The sequence below is a fragment of the Caldimonas caldifontis genome, from assembly GCF_002930615.1.
Taxonomy (GTDB): Bacteria; Pseudomonadota; Gammaproteobacteria; order Burkholderiales; family Burkholderiaceae_C; genus Caldimonas; species Caldimonas caldifontis.
The window spans coordinates 278,541-297,203 of sequence record NZ_PSNX01000001.1; the positions used below are offsets into that span (position 1 = coordinate 278,541).

Sequence of the window (18,663 nt, forward strand, 5' to 3'; positions counted from 1 at the left end):
GCAGTGGATGGACAGCAAGCGTGACAGTCTGACGAGCGACGACCTGAGTTCCCTGGCGTGGGTCCAGGAGGAGTTGCGCAAGTCGCTCGACAATGCTCACAAGGCGCTGCGTCGCTTTCTGAAGGAAGCGGAGAGCGCGGCGGGCTCCGATGTGGACGCTGTCGATCCTTCCGTGTTGCGCACGGCGCGCCAGCAGCTTCATCAGGGGGTAGGGGCCCTCGAACTCGTGGGCATGCCCGCCGCAGCCACCGTGTTGCGTGCGAGCGAGGCGGCCGTTCAGCGCTACATCCAGAAGCCGCAGAAACTCGACGCGGCGGCCGTCGAGGCGATCGAGAAGGCGTCCTTTGGTCTGCTGGACTATCTGTCCCGCCTGCTGGCCGGGCGCAAGGTTTCTTCGGTGTCGCTGTTCCCGCAGTACCGCGTGGTGCAGGAGCTGGCCGGCGCAGATCGGATTCATCCGGCCGACCTCTGGGCGGCCGACTGGCAATGGACCGAGGTGGCCGACGTGGCCGGGGTCACCCCGCGGGCGGCCGACGCTGCCACGCGCGCAGAACTCGAACGCCTGCTGCTGGCGCTCATGCGCAACCAGTCCGCGAACCGCGCGGCACAGCAGATGAGCGATCTGTGCGCCGGGCTGGGCGCGGGTGCGCACCACCCGCATGCCGCGACTTTCTGGAAGCTGGCGGCGGCCTTCTTCGAGGCGCTCTCGGTCAAGCTGTTGCCTCTGGATGTCTACAGCAAGCGTGTGGCATCACGCATCCTGGCCCAGTTCGGGATGATCGAGCGCGGTGAATCGGCTGTCTCCGACCGCCTGGCGCAGGACCTGCTCTTCTTCTGCGCCCAGTGTCGCCCCGAGGGGGCACAGGCGCCGCGTGTGCAGGCGGTGCGCCGGGCCTATCGCCTGGAAGCCCACGAACCGGTCAACTATGAGGTGTCGCACCTCGGCCGTTTCGACCCATCCCTCCTGGTGCAGGCCCGCAAGCGTGTGGCGGCCGCCAAGGATGCCTGGTCGGCGGTCGCAGGAGGCGAAATGCACCGCCTCCAGGGCCTGAACGAGCAGTTCAGCCTCGTGGGCGATTCCTTGCGCAAGATCTATCCGGCCGGAGAAGCCCTGGCCGATGCCCTGCTGCGTTCAGTGTCCCAGACGGTGGAAGCCGCCAGTGCGCCGCCGGCCGCGCTGGCCATGGAGGTGGCCACGAGCGTCCTCTACCTCGAGGCTTCGCTGGAAGACGCCGACTTCGACGATCCGCAGTTGGCCGAGCGGAGCAACCGACTGGCCGAGCGCATCGAGTCGGTGCGGCAGGGTCAACCGGCGCAGCCGCTGGAATCCTGGATGGAGGACCTGTATCGCCGCGTGTCCGATCGACAGACCATGGGCAGCGTGGTGCAGGAACTGAGGGCTTCGCTGGGCGAGGCCGAGAAGCAGATCGATCTGTTCTTCCGCAATCCTGCCGACCGCTCGGTGCTGGCCCCTGTGCCGGGGCAACTGGCAGCGATGCGTGGGGTGCTGTCGGTGCTGGGCATGGACCAGGCCTCCCAGGCCGTGCTGCGCATGCGCGATGTGATCGACGATCTCCTGGCCACCGAGGTCAATCCTCAGTCTGCTGCGGCGACCGCCACCTTCGAACGGTTGGCCGGCAATCTTGGCGCGCTGGGTTTCCTCATCGACATGCTGAGCTACCAGCCGCAGATGGCGAAGTCGCTCTTCACGTTTGATGCTCAGCGCGGCGAACTCCGTCCGGTGATGGGGCGATCGTCCGAGCCACCGACGCCACCGGTCACGCTGGTGGAGCCACGTCTGATCGAAAAAGCGCAGGCGCTGGCCGAACAGGTGGAACGCGAGGACCTGCCCCTGGAGGCTTTGTCGGCCGAGTTGCAACGCCTGTCGGACGAGATCGTCGTGGCGGACCAGCCAGCCCTGGCAGAGCCTCTGCATCAGGCCCATGCTGCTGTCGAGCAGGCCACGCGCGGCGAGGCCGATGTCCAGTTCGTGCGCGATCAGGTCGTGCAGGCGGTCGCCGATTTCGTCTCGACCGCTTCGGACGCGGCAACGCTGGCGCCGGAACCGAAGCCAGCCGTTGCGGCCCCGACGCCTGCCACGCACTCCGGCCTGGAAGACGATGACGAGATGCGCTCCATCTTCCTGGAGGAAGCTCAGGAAGTGATGGGCACCGCCAGTGGAGCGCTGGACCTGCTGACCCGGTCCCCGGACGACATCGAACAGCTCACCACCGTGCGCCGAGCCTTCCACACGCTCAAGGGCAGCTCCCGCATGGTCGGTCTGAACGACTTTGGTGAGGCGGCGTGGGCCTGTGAACAGCTCTACAACACCTGGCTGGCCGATCAGAAGCCGGCCAGTGAAGACCTGATGGCCTTCACCGGCGAGGTGCTCGACTACCTGGCGGCCTGGATCGGTGAGATTGCAGCGCGTGTGGTACCCACCCATCACAGCGCGCCGGTGCGGGCAGCCGCTGACGTGATGCGTCTGGAAGGACGTCGAACCGCCGTCCATGCCCCGGGGGCCCCCACGGCGGTGTCGATGCCCGCGGAGCTGCCAGTGCTTGAGCCCGCCACGCCGCCGGCCCCCCCTGCGGTCGAATTGCCGGCGTTCTCGCTCGACCTGTCGGCGTTCGAAGACGCCGCCGCGACGGTGGCTCCTGCAGAGCCCGCGGCCGCAGTGCCGGCGCCCGACATGGAGCTCCCCGTAGCCGAGGCGGTGATCGATTTCGGCGATCTCAACCTCGATCTGGGAGATGGGGCTTCGACCGAGGTGATCGAAGCCGCGCCGGCGCTGCCCGACAACGTCGTGCCGCTGCCTGTGCGGGGTCCGGCGGTGGGTGAAACGCCGCCGCCTGTGGCCGCAGAAGCCGTGAGCGACCAGGTCAAGGTGGTGGGGCACCTGCGCATCGGCATTCCGTTGTTCAACATCTATCTCACCGAAGCGGATGAGCTGTCGCGCCGGTTGAGCACCGAGCTGGCCGAATGGGCCATGGAGCTTGACCGCCCGGTGGGCGAGGCCGCGGTGGCGCACGCCCACTCGCTGGCTGGCAGCTCGGCCACGGTCGGCTTCAGCGACCTGTCGCAACTGGCGCGCCGGCTCGAACATGCCCTGATGCGCTCGCAGGCGATCGGCCGCGGTGATGAGGAAGAAGCCCGGCTTTTCGTGGATGTGGCCGATGAGGTGCGGCGTCTGCTGCACCAGTTCGCTGCCGGCTTCCTGAAGGAGCCTTCCCCCGAACTGCTGGCGCGCCTGGATGCGCACGAGCTGCGCTCGGCGCGTCAGCTCGAGGCCCTGAATGCTCAAGCTGAGCCCGAGGACCAGCTCGACATGCCGGTGCTGGCCGAGGCGCCGGCGTTGGAGCCGGCGTTGGAGCCGGCTTTGGAGCCTGCCCCCGAGCCAGCGCCGCAGCAGCCCATGTCCCCCCCGGTCGTCCCGGCGCCGGCACAGCCCACGTCTGTGGCCCCTTTGCCTGACCTCGGCCGTACAGAGCTGCGCGAGCTGCCGGCCATGCAGACGCTTGCAGGGGGCGTGACCCATGTGACGGGGTTGCCGGGTGAAGGCCTGGACATCGATGACGATATCGACGCCGTCGATGCCGTGGACGCTGACCTTTTCCCGATCTTCGAAGAAGAGGCGCTGGAGTTGCTGCCGCAGCTGGCCGGCGAGTTGCGTGAGTGGCTGCGTCAGCCGGCCGACGTCCGTGCGGGCAATGCCTGCATGCGCACGTTGCACACCTTCAAGGGGGGGGCCCGCCTGGCGGGCGCCATGCGCCTGGGTGAACTCGCTCACCGGCTCGAGACGTCGATTGAACGGCTGCTGGCGCGCGGTGATGTCGCCGCCGAGGACGTGGAGCCGCTGGAGTCTCGGGTCGATGTGATCACGGCGGTCTTCGAGGCCTTGCGCCATCGGGACGCCCAGGCCTATGCCGACGCCACGGCGGCCGTTCAGGCCCGCCCGGATGACGCGGCTGTGCTGGAGGCGCCGTCCTCGCCGATGCCGTTGATGGAGCACGTGGACCTCCCGGTGGCCGAGCCGGTGGCGCCGGTGCCGGTCGAAACCGCCCCGAAGGCCACCTCCGTGGCCGAAACGGCGCCGGCTGCGACGACGGCCGGGGATGCAGCGCCAACGCCCCCGATGGGCATCGACTGGTCGCGCTTCACGCGGGCTGCGACGGCTGGAGGCGGTGCACAGCAAGCCACGCCGCGCACGACCGTCCAGGCCAACCAGGCTGCGGTGCGCGTGCGGCCACAACTGCTCGATCGCCTGGTCAACCAGGCCGGCGAGGTGAGCATCACCCGCGCGCGACTGGAATCGGAGGTGAGCCAGATCAAGGGGTCGCTCACCGATCTGACCGACAACCTGGAACGTCTGCGTCAGCAGCTGCGCGACATCGAGCTGCAAGCCGAAACCCAGATGGCGTCCCGCATGGAAGCCGCCAAGGCCGAAGGCCAGGCCTTCGACCCACTGGAATTTGACCGTTTCACGCGCTTCCAGGAAATCACGCGCATGATGGCCGAGTCGGTTAACGACGTGGCGACCGTGCAGCGCGCCCTGCAGCGCACGCTGGAGACCACGGAAGATGAGCTGGCGGCTCAGGCACGTCTGACGCGCGACCTGCAGGACGACCTGCTGCGCACGCGCATGGTGGAGTTCGAGGGGCTGTCCGAGCGGCTGTATCGTGTCGTGCGCCTGGCGGCCAAGGAAACGGGCAAGCAGGTGCGCCTGGACATCGTCGGTGGCGCGATCGAAGTGGACCGCGGTGTGCTGGACCGGATGACGGCCTCCTTCGAGCACCTGCTGCGCAACTGCGTCACGCATGGCATCGAGCCTCCCGAACAGCGCGCCGCCGCAGGCAAGGATCCGGCGGGCACGATCGTGGTGGCCCTGCATCAGGAAGGCAACGAAGTCGCGATCGAGTTCCGCGATGATGGCGCAGGTCTGAACCTGGCCCGCATCCGTGAGCGCGGCGTGGCCATGGGGTTGATCCGCGCCGAGGATCAGCACAGCGACGCCGACCTCGCCAATCTCATCTTCACGCCGGGCTTCTCCACGGCCGATGCGGTCACTGAGCTGGCCGGCCGCGGAGTTGGGATGGACGTTGTCCGCTCCGACGTGGCCGCGATGGGCGGACGCATCGAGACGGCCACGGCTGCTGGCCAGGGGACCAGCTTCAAGCTGGTCTTGCCCCTGACCACGGCCGTCACGCAGATCGTGATGCTGCGGTGTGGCACCGTCACGGTGGGCGTGCCTGCCAGCCTGATCGAGATCGTGCGTCGCGCCAGCACTGAAGAGGTCAACCGGGCCTACGAAACCGGTGTGTACCTGCTGGGCGACCAGATGCTGCCCTTCTTCTGGATGGGGGCCCTGTTGCAGTCCAGCGGGCGCGGCCTGGAGGGGGGGCGCACCCTGCCTGTGGTGGTGGTGCGCAGTGCCCAGCAACGGGTCGCTCTGCACGTCGATGAAGTGCTTGGCACGCAGGAAGTGGTGGTGAAGAACCTGGGTCCCCAGTTGTCACGCCTGCCGGGCCTGGCGGGCATGACGCTGCTGGCGTCTGGTGCCGTGGCCCTGATCTACAACCCGGTGGCGCTGGCCACGGTGTACGGTGAAGCCGCGCGGGCCCTCACGGCGGCGGCTCTGCACCCGTCCGCCGAAGCCGCGCGCCTGGCCGAGGTGGCCGCTCAGGAGCGTGCCGCCGCTGAGGAGCCAGCCACGCCGCTGGTGCTTGTGGTGGACGATTCGCTCACCGTGCGCCGCGTGACGCAGCGTCTGCTGGCCCGTGAAGGCTACCGCGTATCGCTGGCCAAGGACGGCCTGGAAGCCCTCGAGCGCCTGGCCGAGGAGCGCCCGGCGGTGGTGCTCAGCGACATCGAGATGCCGCGCATGGATGGTTTCGACCTGGTGCGCAACATCCGCGCCGACAGCCGGCTGGCCGACCTGCCCGTGATCATGATCACCTCGCGCATCGCCCAGAAACATCGTGACTATGCAGTCGAACTGGGCGTCAATCACTACCTGGGCAAACCCTATAGTGAAGAGGAATTGCTGGCTTTGATCGGCCGTTATGTGGCGCAGGGGGCCGAGGCGCCGGTCGTACACTGACCCGGTGCGTCTCCCGGCATACCGGATCCCATGAACAAGCCCGTCCCCACGGCCATCGACCACCTGGCAGCCCTCACGGGCTACCGGGACCGCGATCTGCTGGACGTGACGCTGGCCCATGCCCTCATGGACCTGCTCACGCCCAGGGGGGTGGCTGTGTACAAGCTCGTGGGTGACGAGGGCGATCAGCGCTGGTTGCTGCGAGCACGACTGGACAGCGGACAACCCACAGCGGTTTCCGACCCCCCGTGGGTGGGCTTCGAGGCCCTGCCGCCCCGCGAGGAACTGGGGCATCTCGACGAAGGCCTCCGGACCCAAACCGTCATCTCGGTGTCGGCCGGTGACGAGGAGGCCGACGAGGCGGTGACGACCACGGTCTTTCCGCTGGTGGCCGAAGGGGATGCGCTGGGGGTGGTCGAAGTGCAGTCGTCCGAGAAGCTCACCGCCGGCATGAAGCGCACGGTGTGCAGCATCCTGCGCATCTACCGCAACTTCCACGGGCTGCTCGACTACAGCGAGCGCGACACGCTGACAGGCCTGCTCAACCGCAAGACCTTCGACGAGGCCTTCCTCAAGACGGCCCACGAAGGTGCGGCTTCGCTGAGCGAAAGCGGGGACGACCGCCGGCATGGCGGGGTGGGGCCGGTGAAACACTGGCTCGGCGTGGTCGATATCGACCACTTCAAGCAGGTCAACGATCGTTTCGGCCATCTGATCGGCGACGAGGTGCTGCTGCTGGTCGCGCGCATCCTGCGCAGCACCTTCCGTTTCCAGGACCGCCTCTATCGCTTCGGTGGCGAGGAGTTCGTCGTCCTGCTGCGTTGCTCGGACGAGGCCGATGCGGCCCATGCGTTCGAGCGGCTGCGCTCCAACATGGAAGCCTACGTCTTTCCCCAGGCGGGCCATGTGACGGCCAGCATCGGCTTCACCCAGGTGCTGCCGACCGATGCACCCAGCGGGGCCTTCGAGCGGGCCGACCGTGCCGTGTACTACGCCAAGCAGAATGGCCGCAACCGTGTGTGCGGCCATGAGGCCCTGGTGCGCGAGGGCAAGCTGCACCTGGACGACAAGGTCGGTGACGTCGAGCTCTTCTGAGGCACTGCGTCAGCGCACTTCCTTCACCACCGCATAGCGCGCCAGCGTGCGCTCGCGCGCGACATCGTGCTGCACGATGGGCTGCGGATAGTGCTCACCCAGAACCAGGTTTGCGGCTGCCAGGTCCACCGGGCGAGCCTTCCACGGCGCATGCAATGCGGCATCGGGCAAGCCAGCCAGCTGAGGCAGGTAGCGACGGATGAACCGGCCTGACGGGTCGAACTTCTCGCTTTGCGTCACGGGGTTGAAGATGCGGAACCAGGGCTGGGCGTCGCAACCGCTGGAGGCCGCCCACTGCCAGCCCCCGTTGTTGGCGGCCAGGTCGAAATCATTGAGCTTCTCGGCAAAATAACGCTCGCCCCAGCGCCAGTCGATGCCCAGGTCCTTCACCAGGAAGCTCGCTGTCACCATGCGCAGGCGGTTGTGCATGTACCCGGTGTGGTTCAGCTGGGCCATGGCGGCATCCACCAGCGGATACCCCGTCCGTCCCTCGCACCAGGCCTGGAAGTGCGCCTGGGCCGTCTTGCCATGCTCCCAGCGGATGCGGTCGTACTCCGGGCGGAAGGCGCGCTTGACCACGTGTGGGTGGTGATGCAGCACCTGGTGGTAGAAGTCCCGCCAGATGAGCTCGCTCAGCCAGACCTCGGCGCCACGCGACCCGCCTCGGGCACGGTCCCAGGCCAGCCGGGCCAGTTCACGGATCGAGACGGTGCCAAAACGCAGGTGCACCGACAGGTAGCTCGGCCCTTTCACGGCCGGAAAGTCGCGCGTGTCGTGGTAGTCGTCGATGCGCTCGAGGAAATCGTCGAGCAGGGCACGAGCTCCGGTGCCGCCGGTGGGGATGGGCAGGTCTTGGAGGCCGGCAGGCTCGAATCCGATGTCGCCCAGCGTGGGCACCCCGGCCGCCCACCCGTCCGGACGAGCGGCCAGCGCGGCGGCATGACGAGCCACCGGGTAGGCCCGCACATAAAAGGGAGAAAGCTTCTTCAGCCAGGCGTTCTTGTAGGGAGTGAACACGCCGTAAGGTGTGCCGGCGGCCGTCATCACCTCGTCCGTCTCGAAGACCACCTGGTCTTTCGAGGTGTGCCACGCGATGCCGGCATGGGCCAGGTCACCCCGGACCCGGTTGTCACGCTCGACGGCGTGAGGCTCGTAGTCACGGTTGGCATAGACCGCCTGCACCCTCAGCTGCCGGGCCAGGGTCACGATCTCCGATGCTGCCGGGCCGTGGCGCACGATCAGCCCTGCGTGCGTCTGCCCATGCGCCTGGCCCAGGGCACGCAACTGGGTGTCCAGATCCACCAGGCTCTCGCGGATGAACTCCACCCGGCGGTCGGCCCGGGGCAGGGGGGTGAGGATGTCGGTGTCGAAGACAAAGGCACACCACACCCGCCGCGCCGAACGCAGTGCGTGGTAGAGGGCGGCATGGTCCTGGGCCCGCAGATCCCGGCGGAACCAGACGAGCGCGGTGTCGAGGGGCTTGTCCATGGAGCGGGATGTTCGCAGAGGAATAGAATTCCTGCCATGGCCGGCCCGCATTCCATCGATCTCACCAACCAGTTCCTCATCGCCATGCCCGGCATGGCCGACGACACTTTTGCCGGTGCCGTGGTTTACCTGTGCGAGCACACCGAGAAGGGGGCCCTGGGCCTGGTGATCAACAAGCCCATCGACATCAAGCTGAAGAACCTGTTCGAGAAGGTCGATCTCACGCTGGATCGCGAAGACCTGGCCGAGCAGCCGGTGTATTTCGGCGGGCCGGTCCAGACCGAGCGAGGCTTCGTGCTGCATGAGCCGCTCAGCGGCGACGGGGGGCACTACACCTCCTCGCTGCGCATCCCCGGCGGGCTGGAGATGACCACCAGCAAGGATGTCCTGGAGGCGCTGTCGCACGGCGCCGGCCCGAAGAAGGTGCTGGTCACCCTGGGCTACAGCGGATGGAGCGCCGGCCAGTTGGAGGACGAGATCAGCCGCAACGGCTGGCTCACTGTGAACGCCGAGCCCTCCATCATCTTCGACACGCCGGTGCAGGACCGCTACGACCGCGCACTGTCGCTGCTGGGCATCGATCCGCGCATGCTCTCCGGCGAGGCCGGTCATGCCTGATCCGGCCCAGCGCTTCCTGGCCTTCGACTTCGGGATGAAGCGCGTCGGCGTGGCCAGCGGCAACGGGCTGCTGAACACGGCCGAGCCGCTGCGCACCGTGGCCGCCGAGGGCGAGGCCCGATTCGAAGCCCTGGGGCGTCTGATCCGCGAGTGGCAGCCCGACGCCCTGGTGGTGGGCGTGCCCTTCCATCCCGACGGCGCCGAGCACGAGAACACGCGCCGCGCGCGCCGATTCGCGCGCCAGCTGCACGGACGTTTCGGCCTGCCGGTCCACGAGGTGGACGAACGCTACACCACCGCCGAGGCCCTGGCCGAGGGTGCCCGCGATGCCGACGCGGCAGCGGCCTGCCTCATCCTCGAGCAGTTCCTGCGTGCATCACGAAAGACCCCCGCATGACGACCTTGCATCTCGACGCCGAGGCGCTCTACCTGGAACTCAAGCAAGGCGTGCGTCCGCTGCTGCGCGCGGATGCCGTGCTGGTGGGTGTGTGGTCGGGCGGCGCCTGGCTGTCCGAGCGCCTGCAGCACGACCTGGGCCTGCCGGGCGAGCACGGGGTGATCTCCAGCGCCTTGCACCGTGACGACTTCGGCTCCCGCGGCCTGTCCGGGGCAGCCGATCACACCCGGCTGCCCTTCGAGGTGAAGGACCGCCACATCGTGCTGATCGACGACGTGCTCTTCACCGGCCGCACCACGCGCGCCGTGCTCAATGAACTCTTCGACTTCGGTCGCCCGGCCAGCGTGACGCTGGCGGTGCTGGTCGACCGTGGCGGGCGCGAACTGCCCATCCAGCCCGCGTTCTCCGCCGCCCGCGTGACGCTGCCGGCCACCCAGCGCCTGCGCCTGGCCCGCAACGAGGCGGGGCGCTTCAGCTTCGACATCCAGACCGCCCAGCTCTGAGCCCACCGATCCCATGCTCTACAAACGCAATCCTCAGCTGAACAAGAACGGTGAGCTGATCCATCTGCTGTCCATCGAGGGCTTGCCGCGCGACGTCATCCACCACATCCTCGACACGGCAGGCACTTTCCTCAGCGTGAACGAACGCGAAGTCAAGAAGGTGCCGCTGCTGCGCGGCAAGAGTGTCTTCAACCTCTTCTTCGAGAACAGCACGCGCACACGCACCACCTTCGAGATCGCGGCCAAGCGGTTGTCGGCCGATGTCATCAACCTCGACATCGCGCGCTCGTCCACGGCCAAGGGTGAAAGCCTTCTGGACACCATCGCCAACCTCAGCGCGATGCATGCCGACATGTTCGTCGTGCGCCACAGCGAGTCGGGGGCGCCTTATCTCATCGCCCAGCACTGCGCGCCGCATGTGCACGTGGTGAACGCCGGCGACGGGCGCCACGCCCACCCCACGCAGGGCCTGCTGGACATGTACACCATCCGGCACTACAAGAAGGACTTCACCCAGCTCACGGTGGCCATCGTGGGCGACATCGTGCATTCGCGCGTGGCCCGGTCGGACATTCATGCCTTGTCCATCCTGGGCGTGCCGGAGATCCGTGCGGTGGGTCCCAAGACCCTGGTGCCCGGCGACCTGCGCGAGATGGGCGTGCGCGTGTGCCACGACCTCAAGGAAGGCCTCAAGGGCGCGGACGTGGTGATCATGCTGCGCCTGCAGAACGAGCGCATGAGCGGCGCGATGCTGCCCAGCGCTGGCGAATTCTTCAAGAGCTTCGGCCTCACGCCTGACAAGCTGGCCTGGGCCGCGCCCGACGCCATCGTGATGCATCCCGGCCCGATCAACCGCGGCGTCGAGATCGACTCCGCCGTGGCCGATGGCACCCAGAGCGTGATCCTGCCGCAGGTGACCTTCGGCATCGCCGTGCGCATGGCCGTGATGTCCATCATTGCCGGAAACGAAGCATGAAGATCCTGATCAAGAACGGCCGGCTGCTCGATCCGGCCAGCAACACCGACCGCCTGGGCGACGTGGCCATTGCCGCGGGCCGCATCGTGGCGCTGGGGTCCGTGAGTCCGGACTTTCACCCCAACCGCACCCTCGACGCGCGAGGCCTCATCGTGGCGCCGGGCCTGGTCGATCTGGCCGCGCGCCTGCGCGAGCCGGGTCATGAACACGAGGGCATGCTGGAGAGCGAGATGGCCGCGGCCGTGGCCGGCGGCGTCACGAGCCTCGTGTGCCCGCCCGACACCGACCCGCCGCTGGACGAGCCTGGACTGGTGGAAATGCTGAAGTTCCGCGCCCGCAACCTCAACCAGGCGCGGGTGTACCCGCTGGGTGCGCTCACGCGTCAGCTGGCCGGCACCACGCTCACCGAGATGGCCGAACTCACCGAAGCCGGTTGTGTGGGTTTTTCGCAGGCCGAGGTGGCCCTGTCCGACACCCTCATCCTGCAGCGCGCCCTGCAATATGCCGCCACCTTCGGCTACACCGTCTGGCTGCGCCCTCAGGATGCCCACCTCGGCAAGGGCGTGGCGGCGAGCGGCCCGGTGGCCACGCGCCTGGGCCTGTCCGGTGTGCCGGTGATTGCCGAAACCATTGCCCTTCACACAATCTTCGAACTCGTGCGTGTCACCGGCGCCCGCGTGCACCTGTGCCGCCTGAGCAGTGCGGCGGGTATTGCGCTGGTGCGCGCCGCCAAGGACGAAGGCCTGCCGGTCACCTGCGATGTGAGCGTGAACCAGCTTCACCTCACCGACGTGGACATCGGCTATTTCAATGCCGACATGCGCCTGACCCCGCCGCTGCGCCAGCAGCGCGACCGTGACGCCATCCGCGAGGCCCTGGCCGACGGCACCATCGATGCCCTGGTGAGCGACCACACCCCGGTGGACGATGACCAGAAGACCCTGCCCTTCGGTGAGGCCGAGCCCGGCGCCACCGGCCTGGAACTGCTGCTCAGCCTCGCCCTGAAATGGGGGCAGGAAAGCGGCGTGGGCCTGATGCGTCCGCTGGCCGTGCTCACCAGCGAGCCGGTGCGTGTGCTGGGGGAGGCCCTGGGCTCGCTCGCCTCCAGCACCGGGCGCCTCGTGGAAGGGGGCGTGGCCGACCTTTGTGTCTTTGACCCGCAGGCCAACTGGTCGGTCCACCCGGCGGCCTTGCGCAGCCAGGGCAAGCACACGCCCTTCAGCGGCTACGAACTGCCCGGCCGCGTGCGCTATACCGTGGTGGCCGGTCAGGTGGCTTATGAGGCGGCGGCGGAGTCCGTCGCTGCCTGAGGATGCTGCGCTCCCTGCGTGCCTGCTGGCGCCTCACCCGGGTGATCGTGCACGTGCTGCACGGGCTGGTGATCGTGTGGTGGCGTTTCGGCACGTTGGACGCCGCCGGTCGGCGTGAACGGGTGCTGTGGTGGTCCCGCGCGCTGCTGCGCCACCTGGGCATCACACTGGTGGTGCGAGGCAGCCCGAGGCCCGGCGCCAAGCTGTTCGTTGCCAACCACATCTCGTGGCTGGACATCGTGGCCATCAATGCCACGGCGCCGGCGCGCTTTGTCTCCAAGGCCGAGGTGAGGCGCTGGCCGGTGCTGCATCGGCTCGTGTCGGCGGCCGACACCCTCTACCTGGAGCGCGAGAAGCGACGTGACGCGCTGCGTGTCGTGCACCAGGTGGCCGAAGCCCTGCAGGCGGGCGACACCGTGGCGGTTTTCCCGGAGGGCACGACCGGCACCGGTCACGAGCTGCTGCCCTTCCACGCCAACATCCTGCAGGCCGCCATCGCCACCGAGACCCCCGTGCAACCCATTGCGCTGCGCTACAGCGACCGCCGCGCCACCATCAGCGCCGCCGTGGCCTATGTGGGTGACACCACGCTGGTGCAGTCACTGTGGTGGGTGGCCCGTGCCGACGGGCTGCAGGTGACGGCTACGCTGATTGAAGCGCAGGGCACACGCCACCTCGATCGCCGTGCGCTCGCCCAGCGTGTGCGCGGCCTGATCGAAGAGGCGCTGGCCGCCTGAGGGCAGCAGGTCAGGCCTTGCCCTGCTGGGCCACGGCGGCGGCGGCCTTGGCGGCGGCCTCCGCATCCCCCAGGTAGTAGCTCTTGAGGGGCTTCAGGTCGGCATCGAGTTCATACACCAGCGGGATGCCATTCGGGATGTTCACGCCGACGATGTCGCTGTCGGAGATGTTGTCCAGGTACTTCACCAGCGCACGGATGCTGTTGCCGTGTGCCGCGATCACCAGGCGCTGGCCCGAGCGGATGGCCGGGGCGAGCGTCTCGTTCCAGTAGGGCAGCACACGTGCCACGGTGTCCTTCAGGCACTCGGTCAGCGGGATCTCCTCGGGGCGGAGCTTGGCATAGCGCACATCGCCACGCTGGCCGCGGGGGTCGGAGGCCTCCAGGGCGGGTGGCGGGGTGTCGTAGCTGCGGCGCCAGACGAGCACCTGCTCATCGCCGTACTGCCTGGCCATGTCGGCCTTGTTCAGCCCCTGCAGCGCGCCATAGTGGCGCTCGTTCAGGCGCCAGGAATTCACCACCGGCAGCCAGGTGCGATCCATCTGGTCAAGCACATGCCACAGGGTCCAGATCGCGCGCTTGAGCACCGAGGTGTAGGCCACGTCGAAGTCGTAGCCGGCTTCCTTGAGCAAGCGGCCAGCCTGCTTGGCCTGCTCCACGCCCGTGGGGGTCAGATCCACGTCTGTCCAGCCGGTGAAGCGGTTCTCCAGGTTCCAGGTGGACTCTCCGTGGCGGATGAGCACGAGCTTGTACATGCGGCGGATCTCCTCGCGGTCGAAAAGGACGGGCCGGGTGCCCCGTGGGAAACCGCGAATTCTATAATCCGCCCCCGTTACAACCGAGTGCGGCATTGCGCTGCCGCCGAACAGAAGGGCAGACGACGCCGTGGACTTCTTCATCAACAACTGGATCCTCATCCTCGCCGCGTTCGTGTCCGGAGGCCTGCTCGTGTGGCCGCTGGTCACCCGGGGTGCAGCAGGCAGTACCGTCAGCCCGAGCGAGGCGGTGCGGCTCATCAACCGAGAGAAGGGTGTGGTCATCGATGTGTGCGAGCCTGATGAGTTCGCGAAAGGCCATATCAAGGACGCCCGCAACATCCCCTTTGGTCAGATCGAATCGAGCGCGCAACTGCCTTCGAACAAGGCCCTGCCTTTGATCGTGGTTTGCGCCACTGGTGCACGCGCGTCGCGTGCCGCCGCTACGCTTCGCAAGGCTGGCTACCAGAACACCCATGTTCTGGCCGGCGGCATGGCCGGCTGGCGCGAAGCCAACCTGCCGGTCGAGAAGTGAGCTTTGCGAGGGAGGAGCCTGTGCCCACCGTGACGATGTACACCACCCAGGTGTGCCCTTACTGCCAGCGCGCCAAGCAACTGCTGGCCCAGCGCGGTGTCCAGCAGATCGAGGAGATCCGCGTGGACCTGCAGCCCGAACTGCGCGAGCGCATGGTCGAGCTCACCGGGCGCCGCACCGTGCCACAGATCTTCATCGGTGACACCCACGTGGGAGGGTGCGACGACCTCTACGCACTCGACCAGCGGGGAGGGCTCGATCCCCTCCTGAGAGGAGAAGCGACCGCCTGACCTGGCGGTGGCGGCCGAGTCTCCAGGCTCGGCCATAATCGCTGGTCTGCAGCCCGCACCCATCGGCGGTTGCGGGCTTTTCACTTTCTGAGGATGACTCCCATCATGGCCGAGCAAGACCAAACCCCCGTGTTCCAGATCCAGCGTGTCTACCTGAAGGACCTCTCGCTCGAGCAGCCCAACTCGCCGCAGATCCTGCTCGAGCAGGAACAGCCGCAAGTGGAGATCAACCTCGGCATCGAGGCGCAACCGGTTGCCGAAGGCATCTTCGAGGTGGCGGTGGTCGCCACCGTGCACACCAAGATCCAGGACAAGACGCTCTTCCTGGTCGAGGCCAAGGAAGCCGGCATCTTCGAGATCCGCAACATCCCGGAAGAGCAGGTCAACCCCATCATCGGCATCGCCTGCCCGCAGATCGTCTATCCCTATCTGCGCGCTGTGGTGGCCGACGCCATCACCCGGGCGGGCTTCCCACCGGTGCATCTGGCGGAAGTCAATTTCCAGGCCATGTACGAAGCCCAGCAGGCCCAGGCCCAGGCCCAGGCCAACGGCGGCGGCTCGCCCATCATCACCAGCGCCTGAGTATCGGGGTGCCTGGATGCCCCTGAAGCTCAGCATCCTCGGCGCCGGCGCCTGGGGCACGGCGCTGGCCATCAGCGTGGCGCAGCGCCATCCCACGCTGCTGTGGGCGCGTGATGCTGCCCAGGCCGGCGCGTTGGCCGCCGAGCGTCGCAACGCGCGCTATCTGCCGGGTGTCGCCTTGCCCCCCGGCTTGGAAATCACGTCCGATTTCGATGCTGCCCTGGCCCATGCCCGCGACGGCCTCATCGTGATCGCCACGCCCATGGCAGCGCTGCGCGAGATGTTGTCGCGGCTGCCGGACGATGCCCGCGCCTGGTGGTTGTGCAAGGGCTTCGAGGCCGGCACCGGCCTGCTGGGCCACGAGGTGGCACGCGAGGTCTGCCCGCAGGCCCGTGTGGGCGTGCTCTCCGGCCCGAGCTTCGCCCAGGAGGTGGCCCGGTCGCAGCCCACCGCCCTGGTGGCGGCCAGTGCCGATCAGGCCCTGCGTGAGGCCGCTGTGGAAGCCTTCCATGGCGACGCGCTGCGCATCTACCCGTCGGCCGATCCGGTTGGCGTGGAGGTGGGGGGGGCGGTGAAGAACGTGCTGGCCATCGCCACCGGCGTGTGCGATGGCCTCGGGCTCGGGCTCAACGCCCGCGCCGCCCTCATCACCCGCGGCCTGGCCGAGATGACCCGCCTGGGCTTGGCGCTGGGCGCCCGCCCCGAGACGTTCATGGGCCTGTCCGGTCTGGGCGACCTGGTGCTCACCGCGACGGGCGACCTTTCTCGCAACCGTCAGGTCGGGCTCCGACTGGCACGCGGCCAGGGCCTGCCCCAGATCCTGGAGGAGCTTGGCCACGTGGCCGAAGGCGTGTACAGCGCCCACACCGTCGTTGACCGGGCCCGCCAGGTGGGGGTGGACCTGCCCATCGCGGCCGCCGTGGTGGAACTGATCGAATCGCGGCTGACGGCGCCCGAAGCCGTGCGCCTGCTGATGTCGCGCGCCGTCACCGAAGAATTCAGAACATCGGCCTGAGCCCGTGCCCAGGCTTCATCACAAGGAGACAAGCCATGCAACGACGACACCTCCTGGGCGCAGCCGCTGCAAGCCTGCTGGCCGGCAGCTGGCCGGCCCGGGCCCAGGCCTGGCCGGCGCGCCCCATCCGGATGGTCGTGCCCTTTCCGCCCGGGACCTCACCCGACCTGATCGCCCGCATGGTCAGCGAGCCGCTCGGGGCCGCGCTCGGCCAGCCGGTGGTCATCGACAACCGCCCCGGCGCCGGCGGCAACATCGGGACCGGGGTGGTGGCCAAGGCCGCGCCGGATGGCTACACCTTCCTGTTCACCATCCAGGGCCCGCTGGTGACGGCCCCCATGCTCAGCAAGAGCCTGCCCTACGACCCGGTCAAGGAACTGGCGCCGGTGAGTCTGGTGGCCACGAGCCCCAATGTGCTGGTGGTCGACCCGAAGCTGGGTGTGGAGACGCTGGCCGATTTCGTGCGGGTGGCCAAGGCCCAGCCCGGCAAGCTCAACTACGGATCGGTGGGCAACGGCAGTGCCTCGCACCTGGCCATGGAACTGTTCAAGACCCGCGCAGGCATCGACCTCGTGCATGTGCCCTACCAGGGGTTTCCGGCCGTGGTGAACGCCATCCTCGCCGGGCAGGTGCAGGCCGGCTTCATGGTGCCGGGCCTGGCGATGGGCCAGGTGCGTGCAGGCAAGCTCAAGGCCCTGGGCGTGACGACCCTGGGCCGCAGCAGCGCACTGCCCGAGATGCCGACCTTCGCCGAGCAGGGCTACGCCGGTTTCGAGGTCATTTCCTGGCAGGCTGTGCTGGCGCCGGCGGGCACGGCCAAGCCCGTCATCGACCGGGTGTCGAGCGAGCTCGTGCGCATCATCAAGAGCGACGAGGTGCGCACGAAGATGCTCGGCCAGTACTTCAGCGCGGCCGGGACGGCCCCGCAGGCCTTGGCCAATCTCATGCGCAGCGAGCGCGAGAACTGGGGCCGCGTGATCCAGGCCGCAGGCGTCCAGCCCGAGTGAGGGCCACAGGCGGGTCAGCCGCCGCCTTCATAGCCCAGCTGCCGCCAGGCGTCGAAGACCGCCACCGCCACCGCGTTGCTCAGGTTCAGGCTGCGCTGGCCCGGCCGCATCGGCAGGCGCACGCGCTGTGAGGTCGGGAAACGCTCGAGCAGGGCGGCATCCAGCCCCCGCGTCTCGCAGCCGAACACCAGCCAGTCGCCCGCCTGCCAGCGCTGCTCGCCCAGCAGGTGGCTGCCCCGCGTCGTGAACGCGAAGAGACGCTCCGGGGGTGGCCCTGCGCGATCCAGGAAGGCCTCCCAGTGGGCATGGCGCTGGACCGTGGCGTACTCGTGGTAGTCAAGGCCGGCCCGGCGCATCAGCCGGTCTTCCATCGAAAAGCCCAGCGGTTCAATCAGGTGGAGGCTGCACCCGGTGTTGGCGGCGAGTCGAATGACGTTGCCGGTGTTGGGCGGGATCTCGGGCTCGACCAGGACGATGTGGAACATGCCGGCATTGTCCTGCATGCCGGCGAGGCGTCCGTCAATCCAGAGGCGTACGGGTGAGCACCCAGACGTGGACTGAACGGGCGCCAGCCTCCCGAAGCACCCGGCTGACCGCCGCGGCCGTGGCGCCGGTGGTCATCACGTCGTCCACCACGGCCACACGGCGGCTGCGCAAGACGGCCGATGCACCCGGTGTTGCCATGAACGCGCCGCGCAGGTTGCGTTGACGCCCGGCCGGATCCAGGCCGATCTGAGGGGCCGTGCTGCGCCGGCGCTCGACAAGATCACTTCGGGCTGTCGTCCCTACGTGGTGGGCGACTCGCCAAGCCAGCTCCCAGGCCTGGTTGTAGCCGCGCTCGCTCAGGCGCGCACGGGCGAGGGGCACGGGCACGACCAGATCCACACGAGGGTGGCCGGCTTGCGCCACGGCGCGGGCCAGATGTGCGGCCAGGGTGCCTGCCAGATCCAGCCCGTCATGGAACTTGAGCTGTTCGACCAGGCCTTTCCAGGGGTAGGCATGGGTCCACACCGTGACGGCGCGATCAAAGGGCGGTGCCTCGGCGATGCAGCGGCCGCATCGTCCCTGTCCGTGTGGCACCTCGATGGCGCACGATGTGCAGCGGGGCAGGGCTTGGTGATGCCGCGCCAGGCAGGCCTGGCACAGCCGAAGCGCCTGCCAGCTGCGGCAGACGGCGCACTGGCTCGGCAGCCGGTGGCCCAGGCGTTCGGCAGCAAGCACCAGGTCGGAGAAGCGCATGGGCACTCAATATACTG

The 18,663-nt window shown here is 68.2% G+C and carries 17 protein-coding genes; 13 read left to right on the top strand and 4 right to left on the bottom strand.

The features are described from left to right. The first annotated feature begins 7 nt into the window (after positions 1-7). Together C1704_RS01310 and C1704_RS01315 are read left to right on the top strand one after the other, a co-directional pair. On the top strand, positions 8-6,100 hold the full coding sequence (locus C1704_RS01310) for a hybrid sensor histidine kinase/response regulator (protein WP_104300197.1): 6,093 nt from the start codon (positions 8-10) through the stop codon (positions 6,098-6,100). 30 nt (positions 6,101-6,130) lie between these two features. After that, entirely contained in the window at positions 6,131-7,195 is a 1,065-nt protein-coding gene (locus C1704_RS01315) for a GGDEF domain-containing protein (RefSeq protein ID WP_104300199.1), read from the top strand. A gap of 9 nt (positions 7,196-7,204) precedes the next feature. Here C1704_RS01315 and C1704_RS01320 read toward each other — a convergent pair whose 3' ends face one another. Then, the gene (locus C1704_RS01320; RefSeq protein ID WP_104300201.1) at positions 7,205-8,683 is read right to left on the bottom strand and encodes a cryptochrome/photolyase family protein; all 1,479 of its coding nucleotides are present in this window, start codon (positions 8,681-8,683) and stop codon (positions 7,205-7,207) included. Positions 8,684-8,719: 36 nt separating this feature from the next. Between C1704_RS01320 and C1704_RS01325 the strand changes: the two genes are divergently transcribed. Genes C1704_RS01325 through C1704_RS01350 form a run of 6 tightly spaced genes read left to right on the top strand, consistent with a single transcriptional unit; the run spans position 8,720 to position 13,224 of the window. Then, positions 8,720-9,301, top strand: coding sequence for a YqgE/AlgH family protein (locus tag C1704_RS01325; protein WP_104300203.1), 582 nt, complete (start codon positions 8,720-8,722; stop codon positions 9,299-9,301). Next, on the top strand, positions 9,294-9,698 hold the full coding sequence (gene ruvX, locus C1704_RS01330; protein WP_104300205.1) for a Holliday junction resolvase RuvX: 405 nt from the start codon (positions 9,294-9,296) through the stop codon (positions 9,696-9,698). The genes C1704_RS01325 and ruvX overlap by 8 nt, the downstream gene beginning before the upstream one ends. Beyond that, positions 9,695-10,201 (top strand): bifunctional pyr operon transcriptional regulator/uracil phosphoribosyltransferase PyrR, encoded by a 507-nt coding sequence (pyrR, locus tag C1704_RS01335; RefSeq protein ID WP_104300207.1) that lies wholly within the window; start codon positions 9,695-9,697, stop codon positions 10,199-10,201. The genes ruvX and pyrR overlap by 4 nt, the downstream gene beginning before the upstream one ends. A 13-nt stretch (positions 10,202-10,214) precedes the next feature. Further along, positions 10,215-11,177, top strand: a complete 963-nt coding sequence (locus C1704_RS01340) for an aspartate carbamoyltransferase catalytic subunit (protein WP_104300209.1) — start codon at positions 10,215-10,217, stop codon at positions 11,175-11,177. Beyond that, positions 11,174-12,487 carry a dihydroorotase gene (locus tag C1704_RS01345; protein WP_104300211.1) on the top strand — a complete coding sequence of 438 codons (1,314 nt, stop codon included), beginning with the start codon at positions 11,174-11,176 and terminating at the stop codon, positions 12,485-12,487. Before C1704_RS01340 ends, C1704_RS01345 begins: the two co-directional genes overlap by 4 nt. Before the next feature lie 2 nt (positions 12,488-12,489). Further along, complete coding sequence (locus C1704_RS01350; RefSeq protein ID WP_104300213.1) at positions 12,490-13,224, top strand: lysophospholipid acyltransferase family protein; 735 nt, start codon at positions 12,490-12,492, stop codon at positions 13,222-13,224. Between the two features lie 10 nt (positions 13,225-13,234). Here C1704_RS01350 and gpmA read toward each other — a convergent pair whose 3' ends face one another. Continuing rightward, the gene (gene gpmA / locus C1704_RS01355) at positions 13,235-13,978 is read right to left on the bottom strand and encodes a 2,3-diphosphoglycerate-dependent phosphoglycerate mutase (protein WP_104300215.1); all 744 of its coding nucleotides are present in this window, start codon (positions 13,976-13,978) and stop codon (positions 13,235-13,237) included. A gap of 130 nt (positions 13,979-14,108) precedes the next feature. Here gpmA and C1704_RS01360 point away from each other — a divergent pair, with 130 nt between their 5' ends. The 5 genes from C1704_RS01360 to C1704_RS01380 all read left to right on the top strand — a co-directional run bounded on the left by C1704_RS01360 (position 14,109) and on the right by C1704_RS01380 (position 17,407). Beyond that, positions 14,109-14,513, top strand: coding sequence for a rhodanese-like domain-containing protein (locus tag C1704_RS01360; RefSeq protein ID WP_104300217.1), 405 nt, complete (start codon positions 14,109-14,111; stop codon positions 14,511-14,513). A gap of 20 nt (positions 14,514-14,533) precedes the next feature. Further along, positions 14,534-14,803 (top strand): glutaredoxin 3, encoded by a 270-nt coding sequence (gene grxC, locus C1704_RS01365; RefSeq protein ID WP_104300219.1) that lies wholly within the window; start codon positions 14,534-14,536, stop codon positions 14,801-14,803. Positions 14,804-14,908: 105 nt separating this feature from the next. After that, the gene (gene secB, locus C1704_RS01370) at positions 14,909-15,385 is read left to right on the top strand and encodes a protein-export chaperone SecB (RefSeq protein ID WP_104300221.1); all 477 of its coding nucleotides are present in this window, start codon (positions 14,909-14,911) and stop codon (positions 15,383-15,385) included. A 22-nt stretch (positions 15,386-15,407) separates the two neighbouring features. Next, complete coding sequence (locus tag C1704_RS01375; RefSeq protein ID WP_104300361.1) at positions 15,408-16,400, top strand: NAD(P)H-dependent glycerol-3-phosphate dehydrogenase; 993 nt, start codon at positions 15,408-15,410, stop codon at positions 16,398-16,400. A 35-nt stretch (positions 16,401-16,435) separates the two neighbouring features. Then, positions 16,436-17,407 (top strand): Bug family tripartite tricarboxylate transporter substrate binding protein, encoded by a 972-nt coding sequence (locus C1704_RS01380; protein ID WP_104300223.1) that lies wholly within the window; start codon positions 16,436-16,438, stop codon positions 17,405-17,407. Positions 17,408-17,421: 14 nt separating this feature from the next. Here C1704_RS01380 and C1704_RS01385 read toward each other — a convergent pair whose 3' ends face one another. Together C1704_RS01385 and C1704_RS01390 are read right to left on the bottom strand one after the other, a co-directional pair. Further along, on the bottom strand, positions 17,422-17,892 hold the full coding sequence (locus C1704_RS01385; protein WP_104300363.1) for a tRNA (cytidine(34)-2'-O)-methyltransferase: 471 nt from the start codon (positions 17,890-17,892) through the stop codon (positions 17,422-17,424). Positions 17,893-17,926: 34 nt separating this feature from the next. Next, a complete protein-coding gene (locus C1704_RS01390; protein WP_104300225.1) occupies positions 17,927-18,646 on the bottom strand; it encodes a ComF family protein in 720 nt (239 codons plus the stop codon). Between the last annotated feature and the right edge of the window lie 17 nt (positions 18,647-18,663).

What these genes read in the sequence shown, in the direction of transcription:
- C1704_RS01310 (WP_104300197.1), top strand. Translation starts at nt 8, where the DNA reads ATGGACAGCAAGCGTGACAGTCTGACGAGCGACGACCTGAGTTCCCTG.
- C1704_RS01315 (WP_104300199.1), top strand. Translation starts at nt 6,131, where the DNA reads ATGAACAAGCCCGTCCCCACGGCCATCGACCACCTGGCAGCCCTCACG.
- C1704_RS01320 (WP_104300201.1), bottom strand. Translation starts at nt 8,683, where the DNA reads ATGGACAAGCCCCTCGACACCGCGCTCGTCTGGTTCCGCCGGGATCTG.
- C1704_RS01325 (WP_104300203.1), top strand. Translation starts at nt 8,720, where the DNA reads ATGGCCGGCCCGCATTCCATCGATCTCACCAACCAGTTCCTCATCGCC.
- ruvX (WP_104300205.1), top strand. Translation starts at nt 9,294, where the DNA reads ATGCCTGATCCGGCCCAGCGCTTCCTGGCCTTCGACTTCGGGATGAAG.
- pyrR (WP_104300207.1), top strand. Translation starts at nt 9,695, where the DNA reads ATGACGACCTTGCATCTCGACGCCGAGGCGCTCTACCTGGAACTCAAG.
- C1704_RS01340 (WP_104300209.1), top strand. Translation starts at nt 10,215, where the DNA reads ATGCTCTACAAACGCAATCCTCAGCTGAACAAGAACGGTGAGCTGATC.
- C1704_RS01345 (WP_104300211.1), top strand. Translation starts at nt 11,174, where the DNA reads ATGAAGATCCTGATCAAGAACGGCCGGCTGCTCGATCCGGCCAGCAAC.
- C1704_RS01350 (WP_104300213.1), top strand. Translation starts at nt 12,490, where the DNA reads ATGCTGCGCTCCCTGCGTGCCTGCTGGCGCCTCACCCGGGTGATCGTG.
- gpmA (WP_104300215.1), bottom strand. Translation starts at nt 13,978, where the DNA reads ATGTACAAGCTCGTGCTCATCCGCCACGGAGAGTCCACCTGGAACCTG.
- secB (WP_104300221.1), top strand. Translation starts at nt 14,909, where the DNA reads ATGGCCGAGCAAGACCAAACCCCCGTGTTCCAGATCCAGCGTGTCTAC.
- C1704_RS01380 (WP_104300223.1), top strand. Translation starts at nt 16,436, where the DNA reads ATGCAACGACGACACCTCCTGGGCGCAGCCGCTGCAAGCCTGCTGGCC.
- C1704_RS01385 (WP_104300363.1), bottom strand. Translation starts at nt 17,892, where the DNA reads ATGTTCCACATCGTCCTGGTCGAGCCCGAGATCCCGCCCAACACCGGC.
- C1704_RS01390 (WP_104300225.1), bottom strand. Translation starts at nt 18,646, where the DNA reads ATGCGCTTCTCCGACCTGGTGCTTGCTGCCGAACGCCTGGGCCACCGG.